This is a genomic window from Lysinibacillus sp. FJAT-14745 (genome assembly GCF_001275675.1).
Taxonomy (GTDB): domain Bacteria; phylum Bacillota; class Bacilli; order Bacillales_A; family Planococcaceae; genus Lysinibacillus.
In genome coordinates, this window is sequence record NZ_LITM01000004.1 from 87,284 (window position 1) to 103,445 (window position 16,162).

General features: G+C 36.6%; 16 protein-coding genes. 11 read left to right on the forward strand and 5 right to left on the reverse strand.

Annotated features, from left to right (window positions below):
* Nucleotides 1-88: 88 nt before the first annotated feature.
* Together AMS59_RS06955 and AMS59_RS06960 are read right to left on the reverse strand one after the other, a co-directional pair.
* Nucleotides 89-1,783 carry a methyl-accepting chemotaxis protein gene (locus tag AMS59_RS06955; RefSeq protein ID WP_053483027.1) on the reverse strand — a complete coding sequence of 565 codons (1,695 nt, stop codon included), beginning with the start codon at nt 1,781-1,783 and terminating at the stop codon, nt 89-91.
* Between the two features lie 270 nt (nt 1,784-2,053).
* Nucleotides 2,054-3,049 carry a M23 family metallopeptidase gene (locus AMS59_RS06960; protein WP_082337418.1) on the reverse strand — a complete coding sequence of 332 codons (996 nt, stop codon included), beginning with the start codon at nt 3,047-3,049 and terminating at the stop codon, nt 2,054-2,056.
* Nucleotides 3,050-3,288: 239 nt separating this feature from the next.
* Here AMS59_RS06960 and AMS59_RS06965 point away from each other — a divergent pair, with 239 nt between their 5' ends.
* From AMS59_RS06965 to AMS59_RS06985, 5 genes are all read left to right on the forward strand, one after another.
* Nucleotides 3,289-3,624, forward strand: a complete 336-nt coding sequence (locus tag AMS59_RS06965) for a hypothetical protein (RefSeq protein WP_053483028.1) — start codon at nt 3,289-3,291, stop codon at nt 3,622-3,624.
* Between the two features lie 92 nt (nt 3,625-3,716).
* Nucleotides 3,717-5,612, forward strand: a complete 1,896-nt coding sequence (locus AMS59_RS06970; RefSeq protein WP_053483104.1) for a PrkA family serine protein kinase — start codon at nt 3,717-3,719, stop codon at nt 5,610-5,612.
* 213 nt (nt 5,613-5,825) lie between these two features.
* Complete coding sequence (gene yhbH / locus AMS59_RS06975) at nt 5,826-6,983, forward strand: sporulation protein YhbH (RefSeq protein WP_053483029.1); 1,158 nt, start codon at nt 5,826-5,828, stop codon at nt 6,981-6,983.
* 27 nt (nt 6,984-7,010) lie between these two features.
* Entirely contained in the window at nt 7,011-8,414 is a 1,404-nt protein-coding gene (locus tag AMS59_RS06980) for a SpoVR family protein (RefSeq protein WP_304438248.1), read from the forward strand.
* Nucleotides 8,415-8,846: 432 nt separating this feature from the next.
* A complete protein-coding gene (locus AMS59_RS06985; protein ID WP_053483105.1) occupies nt 8,847-9,725 on the forward strand; it encodes a radical SAM/SPASM domain-containing protein in 879 nt (292 codons plus the stop codon).
* Nucleotides 9,726-9,933: 208 nt separating this feature from the next.
* Here AMS59_RS06985 and AMS59_RS06990 read toward each other — a convergent pair whose 3' ends face one another.
* Nucleotides 9,934-10,323: a helix-turn-helix domain-containing protein gene (locus AMS59_RS06990; RefSeq protein WP_053483031.1), complete on the reverse strand. Its 390-nt coding sequence runs from the start codon at nt 10,321-10,323 to the stop codon at nt 9,934-9,936.
* A gap of 211 nt (nt 10,324-10,534) precedes the next feature.
* Here AMS59_RS06990 and AMS59_RS06995 point away from each other — a divergent pair, with 211 nt between their 5' ends.
* On the forward strand, nt 10,535-11,170 hold the full coding sequence (locus AMS59_RS06995; RefSeq protein ID WP_053483032.1) for a restriction endonuclease subunit S: 636 nt from the start codon (nt 10,535-10,537) through the stop codon (nt 11,168-11,170).
* Between the two features lie 133 nt (nt 11,171-11,303).
* On the opposite strand, the gene AMS59_RS07000 is transcribed toward AMS59_RS06995, so the two are convergent.
* Nucleotides 11,304-12,977, reverse strand: coding sequence for a ribonuclease J (locus AMS59_RS07000; RefSeq protein WP_053483033.1), 1,674 nt, complete (start codon nt 12,975-12,977; stop codon nt 11,304-11,306).
* 189 nt (nt 12,978-13,166) lie between these two features.
* Here AMS59_RS07000 and AMS59_RS07005 point away from each other — a divergent pair, with 189 nt between their 5' ends.
* A complete protein-coding gene (locus tag AMS59_RS07005; protein WP_053483034.1) occupies nt 13,167-13,931 on the forward strand; it encodes a DUF2935 domain-containing protein in 765 nt (254 codons plus the stop codon).
* A gap of 423 nt (nt 13,932-14,354) precedes the next feature.
* Here AMS59_RS07005 and AMS59_RS07010 read toward each other — a convergent pair whose 3' ends face one another.
* Nucleotides 14,355-14,849, reverse strand: coding sequence for a L,D-transpeptidase family protein (locus AMS59_RS07010; protein ID WP_053483035.1), 495 nt, complete (start codon nt 14,847-14,849; stop codon nt 14,355-14,357).
* A 291-nt stretch (nt 14,850-15,140) separates the two neighbouring features.
* Here AMS59_RS07010 and AMS59_RS07015 point away from each other — a divergent pair, with 291 nt between their 5' ends.
* From AMS59_RS07015 to AMS59_RS24115, 4 genes are all read left to right on the forward strand, one after another.
* Entirely contained in the window at nt 15,141-15,374 is a 234-nt protein-coding gene (locus AMS59_RS07015; RefSeq protein WP_053483036.1) for a hypothetical protein, read from the forward strand.
* Nucleotides 15,375-15,415: 41 nt separating this feature from the next.
* Nucleotides 15,416-15,628, forward strand: coding sequence for a hypothetical protein (locus tag AMS59_RS07020; protein WP_369814312.1), 213 nt, complete (start codon nt 15,416-15,418; stop codon nt 15,626-15,628).
* Between the two features lie 15 nt (nt 15,629-15,643).
* Nucleotides 15,644-15,841 (forward strand): hypothetical protein, encoded by a 198-nt coding sequence (locus tag AMS59_RS07025; protein WP_053483038.1) that lies wholly within the window; start codon nt 15,644-15,646, stop codon nt 15,839-15,841.
* A 116-nt stretch (nt 15,842-15,957) separates the two neighbouring features.
* Nucleotides 15,958-16,128, forward strand: a complete 171-nt coding sequence (locus AMS59_RS24115) for a cysteine-rich CWC family protein (RefSeq protein WP_082337419.1) — start codon at nt 15,958-15,960, stop codon at nt 16,126-16,128.
* The last annotated feature ends 34 nt before the right edge of the window (nt 16,129-16,162 follow it).

Here is a 16,162-nt window from a genome sequence, read left to right on the forward strand (position 1 = left end):
CAATCTCGAACGTAATGTCGAGATTGCTTTTTTTACTTCTAGGATAATCTAGCGTGATGATTCGGTATCGTGTCAAAGTGATACGTACCTAAATTTTAAATTGCTGTAATTGGATATTTAGCTCTTCAGCCATACTAGCAAGCAGATTTGCACTCCTTGAAATTTCCTCCATAGTAGCGGCAGTTTCCTCTACAGTTGCAGTTGTTTGTTCTACGCCAGCCGCAGACTCTTGAGAAATAGAAGCCATTTCATCAACGGAGGCATTGATAGACTCGGAATTTTGAGCAACTGTATTTAGATTGCTTGAAATGGTATTTATGTTAAGAATCATGTCCTCAACTGCTTCCGAAATTTGTTCAAATGTTTCATTTGTTTGATTAAGTTGTGTTGTTCCTCTTTTTACTTCCTCATAGCCGGATTGTAGGGCAGTTGTTACATTGCCAGTTTCACCTTGAATGCGGTTGACGATAGTTGAAATATCAGTGACAGAGAATTGCACTTGTTCAGCAAGCTTACGAACTTCATCGGCTACAACTGCAAAACCTTTACCGTGTTCTCCTGCACGAGCTGCTTCGATGGCAGCGTTTAAGGCAAGTAAATTTGTTTGATTTGAAATATCATCAATGACAGAAACAAGCTTGGAAATTTCAGCAGACTGCACATTTAAGCCTTCAACTTTTTTCACTGAATTTAAAACAATTTCATTGATAGCTGCCATTTGTTGTGTTGATTGTATCATTAAGTCTTTACCAGTTGTTGTTAGTTTTTGTACATGACTTGAATGCTCTTTTAATTCAATGCCTTCCTGTGTTGTATCATGAATACTACGCTGGAAAGAAGCCATTGTTTCGGCTAAATCACCTGCTGTAGAAGCTTGCGTTTCTGTGCCAGAGGCTAACTCCTGCATAGTCACAGTAATTTGTTCTGTACCAGATTGTACTTCATTAGAAGATTGGGCCAGCTCTTCGCTACTAGCTGCTACTGTTTCAGAAACAGCATGGATTGATCCTATCGTTTGCTTTAGTTTTTCATTCAGATCATTGGCAGAAAGCATTAATTGACCAATCTCATCACGATGAGTTATTGGAAGTAGTTCATGTTGTAAATTACCATCCGCTAATTCGCTCATGCGCTTTGAGACAATCGTAATAGGCTTAGAAATATTGCCAGCAGTGACAATGGCGATTACGATACCTGCGATCGTCAACACAATGCTAACAATCAGTCCAACTGTTTTATTTCTTAAACTTGTGGATACTACGTCATCACCTATCTTAGTGATGGCATCGGAGCGTTTATTGGCTAAGTCTTCATAACCAATACGAACTTCAGATACAAGATTATTCATAGCTGTTAAATTTTTTAATGCTAAATCTTTATCACCTTTTTTATAAACATCGAATACTTCGGTATTTACGCGATTGCTCCATGTACGTGCCATTTCTACTAGCGCCTCACGCTCAGGCGTATTTACGTATTTCTCCACAATACTATTGTTTTCCTCAGCAATTTTACGATATTCATTAAAAGTTTCTATGTATTTTTCTTCACCAGATACAACATAACTTAATGCTGCAGAGAGACGAACGCTCATAGACATTGCTAAATTTTTACTTGCAGTTAAGACGATTAAATCTTCTTTCACTAAACCTTCTGCTTGTTTTTCCATCTTATTATTAGAAACGTAAGTATAGGCTGTAAAACAAACAACTAATACTAATAAAAGAAGAAATGCACTTAATATTCGAGCTTTAAGTGTTTTAAACTGAAAAATACCTTTCATCTTTTCCCACCCTTTGCTAATTTTCAATGGTCTTTAAATTGTTATAGTACAAATATTATTTTATAACTAAATCTGTATATAAATAAACTTTTTTTATGGGAAAATGAAAAATGGTTTTTTAGTACAATAACATTTTGATGTTAACGAGGGAGGTAGTTAAAAATATGTGTCTTTAGTACAATTATGAAATTTTTTTATTTGCTTTATGTATTTTTTCCTACTTAATGAAAAAAGCACTTGCTGCAAAAATGCACCAAGCGCTCAAATGTATTATTGTTTCGCTTTTTTTGCAATTCGTTCCCATTGTAGTAATGATGGATATGGATCAAATGCCCATTCTGTACGTCCATTGAACTTATATATACCGTAGTGAAGATGGGGAGGGAATTTTCCGGACGTCCCTTCTTTACCGTAGCCAGAGCTACCAACATAACCGAGAACAGTTCCAGGTTCGACAAGGTCTCCTACTTTAATCTTTTTATTATAACTACCAAGATGGGCATAATAATGATACGAATTATGATTATCTCGAATTCCTATGCGCCAACCACCAAATTGGTTCCACCCCTTTATTTCCACTACACCATAGGAGGTAGAAATCACTGGAGTACCATAGCTAGCGAAAATATCTGTTCCTTCATGAATACGGCGTCCACCCCAGCCCCTATTGGCACCCCATGTACTCCGATAGCTGTAATCGTAATTGGTGGGTATTGGGAATGTGTGGGCATCGAGTTCAGTTGTTTTGAAATGACTATACATTTTGGAAATGGTGAAGATTTGATTTACGGCCTGTTCACTTCCGTAATATTCCCATAAAGCTAATTTAAAGTCCTCATCAGTTGTTCCAAATTTACTTAAAAAAGTAGCCATGGAGAATATGATATCGACATCATCCTTAGGACTAGCAACTCCATCACTATTGCCATCTAGCCCCATTCCTCCAAAGTAACTAATTGTGTCTGGGCGAGTATCATCTCTTACAGGATTTAAAGCACCTGACCAATATTCATCAGAAAATTGAATGGCAATGGTACCATCCCGTTTCGGAATATCTTTACGAACTGATTGCAAATTGCGCTCATATTGGTCAATGGCTGCTAAGAAATGCCACGGAATGAGTAATTCGTCAAATTGTACATAATAGGCCATACGTTGCTGAACAATTTCTTCTTGGGTAGGTTCTTCTTTTGCTAAAGCAACAGCGGGGAGAGTAAAGCTCCATAAAAACATCCATGATAAAAGGAATATAAAATGGCGATTCAATAATGGACCTCCTTTCTAACGTTAGAATAACCGAAATTTTTTTCTTCATTCAGCACTTTTTGTGGGAAAATAAAGCGGTAGAAATGAGCAATTTTTGTGAAAAACGGCGCATAACGTAGGGTTGATTTCCGTTCCGGCTGGACGCTTTGTAGCTGCCGCTTCGCTTTCGCTACAGATAAAACATTTGTTGTTGCTGTCGCTACGCTTTCGCACAGAGCAGAGCTTCCTGGGGGCGTCCGATGAGCCGCTTCGTTGCTGCCGCTACGTTAGCACTACGCTTTCGCACAGAAAACATCCGCTTCGCTGCAGGGTCTCGGGCCAACACGATGTTGGTCATGAAGGCGTTATCACAGGATGTGATGATTTTAGCCTTAGTTCCTCTATTCGCTGATCCCCGAGGAGTCGCCCAGTCTCCACTCCAATCAACTTATTCTCATGGAATATCTTTTAACAAATGTCAACCTAACTTTGGTAATGAGCCATTAAAACGTCAGGTGAAACGAGTAAGTTTAAACGCATTCTTTTTGATTTGCTTTAAATTCCTTTATTCTGTAGGAAAAAATTATTGTCAATAAGAAGAAACTTCGACATTGAAAAAGTATTGGGTATCATAATGTCATTTCCTTCATACTATGTTATAAATCAAGCCCTGAATGGAGGGAAGGCTATCAACATTTTAGATAAAGTGAAAAGCTATCGCGAAGAAGAAAATCAACTGAAGTGGGAAGGTACATTTGCAGATTACTTAAACATCATCAAGGAAAGACCTGAAGTTGCTCAAACAGCCCATTCACGCGTCTACAATATGATCAAAAGTAGTGGTGTAGAGGAACGCGATGGGCAAAAAATGTATGAATTTTTTGGGCAAGAAATTTTTGGGCTTGAAACAGCAATTGAAAGACTGGTGGAGGAATATTTCCATCCGGCAGCACGAAGATTGGATGTTAGAAAACGTATTTTGTTATTAATGGGACCAGTAAGTGGTGGTAAATCCACAATAGTGACCTTGTTGAAACGCGGACTTGAGCAATTTTCGCGAACAGATGAAGGCGCAGTTTTCGCCATTAAGGGATGTCCAATGCATGAGGATCCTCTACATTTAATTCCACATCATTTGCGTAATGATTTTTATGAAGAGTATGGTATACGAATTGAAGGAAGCTTATCGCCTTTAAATACGATGCGTCTTGAAAAGGAGTATGATGGACGTATTGAAAATGTGATGATTGAACGTATTACTTTTTCTGAAGACAAACGTGTGGGCATAGGAACATTTACGCCATCAGATCCAAAATCACAGGATATTGCAGATTTAACAGGTAGTATTGATTTCTCAACAATTGGAGAATTTGGTTCAGAATCTGACCCTCGTGCTTATCGTTTTGACGGTGAGCTAAATAAGGCAAACAGGGGTATGATGGAATTCCAAGAAATGTTAAAGCTAGATGAAAAATTCTTGTGGAATTTATTATCTTTAACGCAGGAAGGTAATTTTAAAGCAGGGCGATTTGCATTAATTAGTGCAGATGAGTTAATTGTTGCACATACAAACGAAACAGAATATCGTTCATTTATTTCAAATAAAAAGAATGAGGCGTTACATTCACGTATTATTGTCATGCCGATTCCGTATAACTTAAAAGTTAGTCAGGAAGAATTGATTTACGAAAAAATGATTAAAGAAAGCGATATGGCACATGTTCATATTGCGCCACATGCATTGAAGGCCGCAGCAATCTTTTCGGTTCTAACAAGACTGGAAGTACCGAAAAAACAAGGTGTGGATCTTATAAAAAAAATGCGACTGTACGACGGAGAAAATGTGGAGGGATTTAATTCCGTTGACTTAGAGGAGCTGAAAAAAGAGTTTCCGAACGAAGGCATGAACGGTATTGATCCACGGTATATTATTAATCGTATTTCTTCTGCTATTATCCGAAAAGAGATACCATCTATTAATGCATTAGATGTTCTGCGTGCACTAAAGGATGGGCTTGACCAGCATGCTTCTATTTCTCAGGAAGATCGAGAAAAATATATGAACTATATTGCAGTTGCTCGAAGAGAATATGATGAAATTGCCAAGAATGAAGTGCAAAAAGCTTTCGTTTACTCGTATGAAGAGTCTGCAAAAACATTAATGAATAATTATCTTGATAATGTTGAAGCGTTTTGTAATAAAAATAAAATTTTCGATCCTTTGACTGGTGAGGAAATGAATCCAGATGAAAAATTAATGCGCTCTATTGAGGAGCAAATTGGCATTTCGGAAAATGCGAAAAAAGCATTCCGTGAGGAGATATTAATTCGTATTTCTGCTTATGCTCGAAAAGGTAAGCGTTTTGACTATAATTCTCATGAAAGATTACGAGAAGCCATCCAGAAGAAACTATTTGCGGATCTTAAGGATGTCGTGAAAATTACAACATCCTCAAAAATGCCGGATGAATCACAGTTGAAGAAGATTAATGAGGTTGTGGCAAGACTTGTTGATGAGCATGGCTATAATACAACATCTGCAAATGAATTATTGCAGTATGTAGGTAGTCTGTTAAATCGTTAGTGGCTTTGACCTATTCAGTGGAAATTATAAGACTATTGATAGGAGTGAATAGGAGTGTCCCATTTTAGGGCACTCCTTTTATCTTCATTCACTTATTTTTTACCGTAAGTGAAGTAACCACGAAGTGTAATTGATTTCTTTAAAAAAGTTCAAGAAAGCGAATGACTAGCATAGTATAGAAAAAGCGAATTTGATAGATGGGTGAGGATAAAAATGACTGAAAACGAAAATAAACGTTTTGCCATTTCTCAGGAAAATTGGTCCCTCCATCGTAAAGGGCACCAGGACCAGCAACGGCATATGGAAAAAGTAAAAGATGCTATTAAGAATAATTTACCCGATTTAGTTAGTGAAGAAAGCATTGTCATGTCCAATGGTCGTGAGGTTATTAAAATTCCTATACGTTCACTTGATGAATATAAAATTCGATATAACTATGATAACTCCAAGCATGTTGGGCAAGGGCAAGGGGACAGTAATGTAGGTGATGTGGTTGCGCGTGATGCCAGCAGAGGCGATCAGGCTAATGGTAAAGGAAAAGAAGCTGGTGACAAGCCAGGCCAGGATTATTATGAAGCTGAAGTAAGCATTGAAGAGGTTCAAAATGTGTTATTTAACGAGCTTGAGCTACCAAACCTACAGCAGAAAGAAAAAGCGGATATTAAAACCGAAAAAATTGAGTTTAATGATATTCGGAAAAAAGGTTTAATGGGAAATGTCGATAAAAAGCGCACAATCCTCAATGCGATAAAGCGTAATGCTATGCAAGGGAAACCAGAAATTACACCGATTCACAATGAGGACCTGCGTTTTAAAACGTGGGATGAAGTGGAAAAACCTGAATCGAAGGCAGTGGTCCTTGCCATGATGGATACAAGTGGCTCGATGGGCTCATTCGAAAAATATTGCGCTAGGAGCTTTTTCTTTTGGATGACAAAATTTTTGCGCTCTAAATATGGAACAGTGGAAATTGAGTTTATTGCACATCATACCGAGGCAAAAGTAGTAACAGAAGAGGAATTTTTTACGAAGGGAGAAAGTGGTGGAACGATTTGTTCATCTGCCTATATAAAGGCATTGGAACTAATTCGGGAAAAGTATAACCCTGCTCGTTATAATATTTATCCAGTACATTTTTCAGATGGTGAAAATATATCAATGGATAATGAAAAGTGCTTAAAGCTAGTGGGAGAGTTAATGGATGTATCAAGCATGTTTGGCTACGGTGAAGTCAATCAGCATAACCGCTTTTCAACACTTATGTACACATACAAAAAATTAGATGACCCTAAATTTAGATATCATATTTTGAGAAAAAAAGGCGATGTGTACGATGCCCTAAAGAGCTTTTTCAAAAAAAGTGAATCTTAAATCATGTTCAAAGGAGGGGACGAAAAAGTGGAGAAGAGAGAGCTTGAACGAGCGATTGATGAAATTACAGAAATTGCCTCAAGCTTTGGCTTAGATTTCTTTCCAATGCGCTATGAAATTTGTCCGGCAGATATTATTTATACATTTGGCGCATATGGTATGCCTACTCGATTTTCGCATTGGAGCTTCGGTAAACAGTTCCATAAAATGAAGCTTCAATATGATTTAGGGCTAAGTCAAATCTATGAGCTAGTGATTAACTCAAACCCATGCTATGCATTTTTGCTTGATACAAATACGTTAACACAAAATAAATTAATTATTGCGCATGTATTGGCTCACTGCGATTTCTTTAAAAATAATGTACGCTTCTCCAATACTAGAAGAGATATGGTGGAGAGTATGACTGCAACAGCTGAACGGATAGCTGGTTATGAAAGAGAATATGGAAAGGATGAGGTCGAACAGTTTTTAGATGCAGTTTTAGCGATTCAGGAGCATATCGATCCATCCCTTTTACGACCAAAATTGTCATGGAATACAGAAGATGAACTTGATGAGGAAATTACTCAAGCAAAATCACCATATGATGATCTATGGCGTTTAGATGATAAGGAAAAAGAGTATAGATCAGTAAGGCGAAAAATAAAGCACTTCCCGCCAAAGCCAGAAAAAGATTTATTGCTATTTTTAGAGGAGCATAGTCGAGAGCTCGAGGACTGGCAGCGAGATATATTAACGATGATGCGTGAGGAAATGCTATATTTTTGGCCACAATTAGAGACAAAAATTATGAATGAGGGTTGGGCTTCCTTTTGGCATCAACGTATAATGCGGGAGCTTAAGCTAACAACAGCGGAAACGATTGAATTTGCAAAGTTAAATGCAGGTGTTGTGCAGCCTTCAAAGACATCCATTAATCCTTATTACCTTGGTGTGAAAATATTTGAGGACATTGAAGAGCGCTATAATCATCCAACGGAAGAGATGAGAAAGCTAGGTGTACAACCGAACTCTGGACGGGAAAAAATGTTTGAGGTTAGAGAGATAGAATCGGATATATCCTTTATCCGCAACTATTTGACGAAGGATTTAGCAAAGCGAGAGGATCTTTATTTGTTCCAGAAAAAGGGCAATGAATACCGTATTACAGATAAGGATCATGAAATGGTACGAGATCAGCTCGTATCGATGCGTGTAAACGGAGGATTCCCATATATCGTCGTTAAAAATGGGGATTATCTTCGCAACGGAGAGCTCTATTTAGTACATGGCTATGAGGGAATGGAGCTCGATCCGCGCTATTTAGAAAACGTTTTGCCCTATATTTATCAGCTATGGGGTCGTCCTGTTCATTTAGAAACATATGTGGATGGAAAGCCGATGCTTTATTCATATGATGGTACAAAAAATTATAAGCGCAATGTGTGAGACATGATTGCTTGGTGGATAACTAAAACAAAAAACTTCTATCTGTTAGCATGGGCTATACTCACAGATAGAAGTTTTTTGCAGTAACAAATAAAGGCTCAGCGCCATAATGTGGGTTGATTTCCGTTCCTGCTGGGCGCTTTCATTCAGCCCTTTGTTCAAAATGGATTTCTATTGCCAATATTAATAGTAAGATTGATGGTAATATGATTTTTAGATGGATCCTTTGAATGTTCATTATCAGGCATAATTTTCACCTCCTTCATTTTAGCATTACTATTTAGTTATTAATCTTTCTTTAGCTTACTTGTTCATGTAGCCCTAAAATGTATAAAAATGAGGGGAAGGAGACTGAAAAACTGTTCCTTATCGTGAAATTTGTTAAAATGAATAGGATTTGAATATATGAAGAACTGGAACGGTGAATCAACGTTGAGAACATTTAAAAAGGTTTATATAGAAATAACGAGTGTCTGTAATTTAGCTTGTAGCTTTTGTCCTCCAACTGCTCGTGCAAAGGGACTTATTAAAGTGGAACAATTTAATAAAATATTGGATGAAATACGTCCTCATACGAAATATATTTATTTGCATGTAAAAGGGGAGCCGCTATTACACCCACGCATTGATCAGTTGCTTGACGCAGCGCATGAGAAAGGTTTTAAAGTCAATATTACAACGAACGGTACACTGATTAAAAAGAATCATGAAAAGATACTAGGGAAACCAGCCTTACGCCAAATCAATTTTTCTTTGCATAGTTTCGACGGTCATGAGGGATCAGAAAATCGTGAGAAATATTTAGGAGATATTTTGAATTTTGTGCGTGCTTCGAAAGACTATAATACAATTATTTCATATCGTTTATGGAATTTACAGAGGGATCATGTAACGGATATTGCGGCACGAAGAAATCGTGAAACGCTCGAAATTCTAGAAAAAGAATATAATCTTGATTATCGCATCGAAGAAAAAGTGCAACCTGGTAAAGGTGTAAAGATCGCTAATAATATTTATTTAAATCAAGATCATGAATTTAAGTGGCCAAGTTTACTGGAGCCTGAAGATGAAGGAAAAGGCTTTTGCCATGCACTACGAAGCCAAGCCGCTATTTTAGTGGATGGTACAGTAGTGCCGTGTTGTCTTGATGGTGAGGGCGTTATTAATTTGGGAAATGTGAACGAGAAATCCTTCACAGACATTGTTCAAGGTGAACGTGCAAATAATATTGTCGACGGATTTTCACGTAGAGAAGCAGTCGAAGAGCTATGTAGAAAATGCGGCTATCGTCAAAAGTTTGGAATGGAATAAAGTGAAACTTTTATCCGTGGGGTTTTTTATCTCCACGGATTTTTAGTCTTCACCAATCGGGCATTTAATTTTAATATTATTTACTTCGGGCCAAAATATTGCTAGAAAATATGAAAATAAATACGAGATGGATATTAGTCGTCTTAAAGCAGTGTATCAAGAGTTTTCAAAAAGTAATTTGTAGCTTGCCGTCAAAACAGCTCCAACGTCATTGACTATTGGAGCTGTTTTTCTTTGATTGTGAATCAATAGTATCTAAAAAATCCTTCGTAATGCGTACTACGTATTTTACCTCGTCTAAATTGCGCTCCCTTAATACTGATCGATGTATGTCAAGCACAAGGTTCTTTTCTTCAATATCAGTAACACCAGATAATCTTTGAAAATTAAAAAGCTCCTCAGGGGCAATATCTAATGCTTTCATCAGCGTTTCTAAAGTGCTTAATGTGATATTAGATTGCCCGTGTTCAATGTTTGAGATTCGTCCTTTACTAAAACCTAGTTTCCCCGTTTTTTCTGCTACTTCTTCCTGACTAAGCCCCTTGGAAACCCTAATAATACGGAGTTGTTCGCCTACTAGCTTTAAAAAGTCTGACATATGATTCACCTCTATGTAAAAAGCTAGTGAAAAACATTAAAAATGCCTATACCATTATAGTGGTATAATAGAGATAATGTTACAGTAAAATGGTACAATGATTGTTAGTAAGTTTTTATTGAGAAAAAAGACTTATACAAAATAGTGTTGATGATTCCAGTAGCTTGTTTTAGGGTATAACTAATTAAGTTAAGGATTGGAGGATTCAGGCATGGTAAAGCGTTATCGATTAGATGAAGTTGCTATAATAAAAGATGGAAAAATAGTACCTAGAAAAAAGTATTTTACGAACATCGGAGTACCCCTAATTACAGCAGGAAATTTAAAAAAGTTAATGCTAGATGATGATATTGAACAATTACCAAAAGTTAATATTACATTTAAAAAACATTTTAAGTGTGCACCAGTACCAGCTAAAACCATCATTCTTACTAAAGCTAATTTGAAGGACACAAATAAATATATTTATCAATGTGAAACTGAAATCTGTATTGCAAATGATATCGTCGCTATTATTCCAAATGAAACAATTATTTTAAGTGATTATTTATTACACTTTCTCAGATGGTATCAAATTAATAAAGAATGGCATCATTTGTACCAGATATCCATTGATATTCCGATGATAGATATCCAACACAGAAAGGTGCAAATTTTAAATAAGATTCAGCTTTTACTAAAAAATAAAGAGTCTTTGATGACAGCAGTAGAAGGGCTACCACAGCATTTTGACAATTTTTCGGTGCAACTAGAAAATCACTCAAAAAGTTTACAGCATGGGTTTAATCAGGCTCAGCATATTTACAATAGTATGCTACATAAAATTTTCGAAAATGAGCTTAAATAAATTGGGCAATCCATAATGAGAAATAATCGTATAAAATAAATTTAGTCGGTGTAAAGGCAAAAACCTCTTACACCGACATCCGCCGGAGGCTTTAACTTCTTTCAGCGGATGTTGGGACATCTGCTGAAAGAAGTTAAATTTCGATAATGATAGGTAAAATCATCGGTTTTCTTTTTGTTTGTGTAAATAGATATTGACCGACAGCTCTTTTGATTTCTCTTTTTACGACATGGATTGGCTGCTTACTTTCTTCCTGAAGCTCATTTACGGTTTCTTTGACGAGAATATTTACTTTCGTTAAAAGCTCTTCAAAGTCTTTAGCATAAACAAAGCCTCGCGAAATTGTATCTGGTTCAGAAATAAAGGTACCATCTATTTTATTAAGTGTTATAACGATAACAAGCATACCGTCTTCTGACAGCTGTTTGCGATCTCGTAAGACAATTCCTTCGACTTCACCGATACCGATACCGTCGACATACGTATCACCTGAAGGGATTTTACGTGTTTGCCTAGCCATTGCATTTTCAATATCAACAACATCCCCATTTTTCATAATAAATGTATGCCCTCTTTTGACACCGACGGACTCAGCTAGCAAACGATGCTGATGTAACATACGGAATTCACCATGAATTGGAATGAAAAATTTAGGCTTCATTAGTGTTAGCATTAGTTTTAAATCTTCCTGGTAGCCATGACCTGAAACGTGCATACCTGTATGACTAGACGAGCCATAAATAACATTCGCACCTAGTTGGAACAAATTATCAACAATCCGTGAAACGCCCTTTTCATTTCCTGGGATAGGGGATGAAGCTAAAATAACTGTGTCATCAGGTAAAATTTTCACTTCGCGATGATTGCCATTTGCTAGACGAGAGAGTGCAGCTAATGGCTCACCCTGACTACCTGTACATAGTACAACAACTTCTTCAGGAGGGAGATATTTCACCTCACGTGCATCAATTAACAAATCCTCTGGAACGTCTAAATAGCCTCGCTCAAGTGCAACATCTACAACATTCACCATACTACGGCCAAGTAATGCAAGCTTTCTATTTGTAGTAATCGTTGCATCTACAATTTGCTGTATGCGATTAACATTAGAAGCGAAAGTAGAGATAACAATTTTACGCTCGGCATGTAAAAATGCATCTTCAATATGACCACCGACAAGCTTCTCTGAAGGAGTTAATCCAGGTCTTTCGGCATTCGTACTTTCAGAGATCAGTACTAGTACGCCATCTGATCCTATGTCAGCCATCTTATGAATATCAGCAAACTGATTATTGACAGGCGTTAAATCAAATTTAAAGTCGCCAGTGTGTACCACATTTCCTTCAGGTGTATTCATAACGATACCTAAGCAATCAGGTATACTATGGTTTGTTCTAAAGAAACTAACATCAAGTTGTCCGAAATTTAAAGATGAATCGGAACGAATTTCTATTAGTTCTGTTTCTCTTAAAAGCTTATGCTCTTTCAGCTTTAGCTCGATTAAACCAAGAGTAAAACGTGTTGCATAAATAGGGACATTTATTTTTTTTAACAGATAAGGGATACCGCCGATATGATCCTCATGTCCATGTGTCACAATTAATGCTTTGATTTTCTCTTTATTTTCCAGTAGGTACGTAATATCAGGAATTATTAAATCGATACCAAGTAAGCTTTCGTCAGGAAACTTAGCACCACAGTCGATAATTAAAATATCATTCCCATACTGTACTACATACATATTTTTGCCAATCTCATTAATGCCACCTAAGGCGAAAATCGATAATGTATTGTCTTTTGCGGACAAGCATATTCCCTCCTAATTTTTAATTTGGATATACCTTTAATGAAATTTTGTTTCGATGCTTCAACATTATGTAGTATAGCTTTAAGCGTTTCATCCTATACGAAAAGACAATTTGAGGTTAAGCATTAATATTAGATTTTCAAGAAGAATAGAATAGAGGAACGTATAGAATAAAGGGGATGTGACTGGTTGTCGAATTACTTACAACATGCGATGTTTGAACATAAGTTTTGGCTAAGGATATTAAAAGATCATTCTCAATTTATTCATGATTCCTTGTATCCATCGGAAATAGAGGATATTAAAAGAGCGAGTTCATTTATTCTTCAATTTTCTCAGCTGCTTGCCTATGTTCATTCAATAGATGCCAATAATGCGGTTTCCTTTTCACTTACAGTCGACGATGCTGTAGAACAACTAAAGCAATTTAAATTTTATATTCTTAGAAAGCAATTAACGGGAAATATTAATATCCATCTACCACCTACTTTTTTTAATCATATGGTGAATGAATTAGAGGAATATCAAAATGTTCTTAGCTATTTGAAGAAGGGGGAAGTTCCACCGATCTTTCATGAACTACATCATCACTTACTCTGGCTTCTAGATGCATCAGGACATGCAGGTTTCATTCATGACGATTTGGATGGTGTAGAAAGAAGATTGAGGCAGAAAAGTACTACCTTTGCCCAACATTTTGAAGAATTTTATTTAAAAGCAGTGGAGCTTACAGGATTTTTACGTTCAAAAATAGACTCATTCCCCGCATTAACTCGCTTTAATCATGATGTGGATATAGAAATGGGATTATTCAAAACTTTTTTGCGTGAGTTAGAGGAGATGGAGTTAAGTGCAGAAGTATTAGGAACATTTACAGCTCTAATGGCGGATCATATGCTAAGAGAGGAACAATACTATTTATCGAAGCTTGCACAATCTAGAGGTGAAGATTAATTTGCATTAAAGTAGTCTCTTTAGCAAAGTGAGAGGTTGATTTCCGTACAGGACGTGATAATTTTAGCCTTCGTTCCTATATCGCTGATCCCCAAGGAGTCGCTCCAATCAACCACTTCATATAGCATATTCTGGCATGTGTTTTCCGTCCAATTATGGTAAGTGGCCATAGCGTTCACTTTTGAAATGAAGGCATAAAAATGAAGGCAATCTGAGATTTTCAGGTTGCCTTTTTTTATTCCGATAAATCAGCATAATGTACCGATAAAATTGGAAAACATTCCGATAAATCCACATAATGTTCCGATAAAGCTAAAAAACATTCCGATAAAATCTAAGGAATGTTTTTAGCCTGAATTTTAATGATTGTAAGCGCCTAACTTAAATAAGTGGAAGTATAAAATGAAAGTCTAAAAATGAATTTTAAGGATGAATAAAAACCTCAGTACCAATTGGGACAATGCTTGCAAGCTCTTCGACATCCTTATTATGCATACGAATACAACCACGTGAAACTGCATGACCGATAGAGCTAGAATTATTAGTTCCATGAATTCCATAATGCTCTTTAGATAAACTCATCCACATTGTCCCAAACGGACCACCAGGATTTGGATCCTTATTAATGATTATAAAATCGCCAGTAGGTGTACCATGTAGCATTCTACCAACTGCAATGGGGTATTGCTTTTGAAGAATATTATCCTTATATAACCGTAACCATCGATTTTCAGTAGAAATATCTATTCTATAAGGGATAGTATTTGGATTAGGAAATCCAGGTATAATAATTTGCTGTCCTAAATAAAGTGCATTCGGATCTAACCCAGGATTAGCAGCCATTATGGACGACAACGGTGTACGATAATTTCTAGCTATTTGAGCCAAGGTTTCGCCTGCTTTAACTGTATGGATCAAATTTATCACCTCCAATAAAATAAGGCTCATCACCAAGTTATGGATGACATTTTGTTAAAACGTATGCCATGAATTTAAGTTGTTTGGAGTGAGACTGGACGGACCCCAAGAATGCGCCCAATCGGAACGGAAATCAACCACACGTTATGGCAATGTGCCTAAAATAATAGCTTTAATACATGTTATGCCATAGATATAGAAAATACCTTGAATTTTCACAAGGATAGCAACTGCAGTTAGTTGGATATGATAAGCAGTAACAAGCCATATCCAGTAATCGAGGAGTTATTTATGAAAGAATTTAAAATTACTTATTTTTTTGATGAAATGCATTATGTAAGGAGATTTATCCATATCGAATCACAGGAAAAAGCAGAGGCATTAGTTCGAAGCGAACGAGATCAATATATATCCTTTACAGATAGTAGAGGGATTTATCATGAGTTGCATACAAGACATGTTCGGGTTATTCAAATATCTGAATATCATCGTATCGATAAAAGCGCGAAAACGAAAGGCACATGATTTGTCCACCGTTGCACATACTACAAGTAAAGGAGTGAGTAATGATGGATATAGAAAACATACCACATAAGAAAAAAGTATTTATGAACTTAGCGAGCAAGAACAAACCAGACATGGTTGATTCAGATACTATAAGTCTTTTCGATTTACACGAAGATATGCAAACGGTTGATGCTATCCCGGTTAGGGAGCTCAATAAGAAAGTAGAACGTGAAGGCGATGAATTGATTGAATTGCAGCCTGATGAATTATAGAAGGTAGGGATTTTCATGACTAACCATAACGAAGCTCAGTTTACTTCTGCAGGAACGAATATTAATGAAGTAAAAAGAAACAATGCAGAAGGTGGTTTATCTTACAATGAAGTGAAAAAGCTGCTAGCCCAAAGAGGCGGAGGCGGTACAGAAATATATAGTGATACAGATGTCGAAGAAGTAAAGCAAGAGATTCATGGGAAAAAGCAATAAACTATTTGGAGAGGAGTATGAAATTAAGTACTCCTCTTTTTTTGATCCCGTAAAAGCGCGATTGGAATGAAAAAATCAATTTTACAATGTAAAGTACATGTAAGGGAGGTGTACAAATGAAGGAAAAACGTTGTCCGTTATGTGGGCAAGAAAATCATTGTGGAGTAGTAAATGGGCAAAAGGATTGCTGGTGTATGACAAAAAGTTTTCCTAAAGAAATTCTTGAAGCAGTACCTAAAGAGCAATGTATTTGTCAAAAGTGCTTGGATACATATAGAAAAGATTAATCCTTTTATTTTATCCTTAAAAATACTTCAATAG

Excerpts from the sequence above, each read along its gene's own strand:
- AMS59_RS06955 (WP_053483027.1), bottom strand. The coding sequence starts at position 1,783 with ATGAAAGGTATTTTTCAGTTTAAAACACTTAAAGCTCGAATATTAAGT.
- AMS59_RS06965 (WP_053483028.1), top strand. The coding sequence starts at position 3,289 with ATGAGCCGCTTCGTTGCTGCCGCTACGTTAGCACTACGCTTTCGCACA.
- yhbH (WP_053483029.1), top strand. The coding sequence starts at position 5,826 with ATGACTGAAAACGAAAATAAACGTTTTGCCATTTCTCAGGAAAATTGG.
- AMS59_RS06990 (WP_053483031.1), bottom strand. The coding sequence starts at position 10,323 with ATGTCAGACTTTTTAAAGCTAGTAGGCGAACAACTCCGTATTATTAGG.
- AMS59_RS06995 (WP_053483032.1), top strand. The coding sequence starts at position 10,535 with ATGGTAAAGCGTTATCGATTAGATGAAGTTGCTATAATAAAAGATGGA.
- AMS59_RS07015 (WP_053483036.1), top strand. The coding sequence starts at position 15,141 with ATGAAAGAATTTAAAATTACTTATTTTTTTGATGAAATGCATTATGTA.
- AMS59_RS07020 (WP_369814312.1), top strand. The coding sequence starts at position 15,416 with ATGATGGATATAGAAAACATACCACATAAGAAAAAAGTATTTATGAAC.
- AMS59_RS07025 (WP_053483038.1), top strand. The coding sequence starts at position 15,644 with ATGACTAACCATAACGAAGCTCAGTTTACTTCTGCAGGAACGAATATT.
- AMS59_RS24115 (WP_082337419.1), top strand. The coding sequence starts at position 15,958 with ATGAAGGAAAAACGTTGTCCGTTATGTGGGCAAGAAAATCATTGTGGA.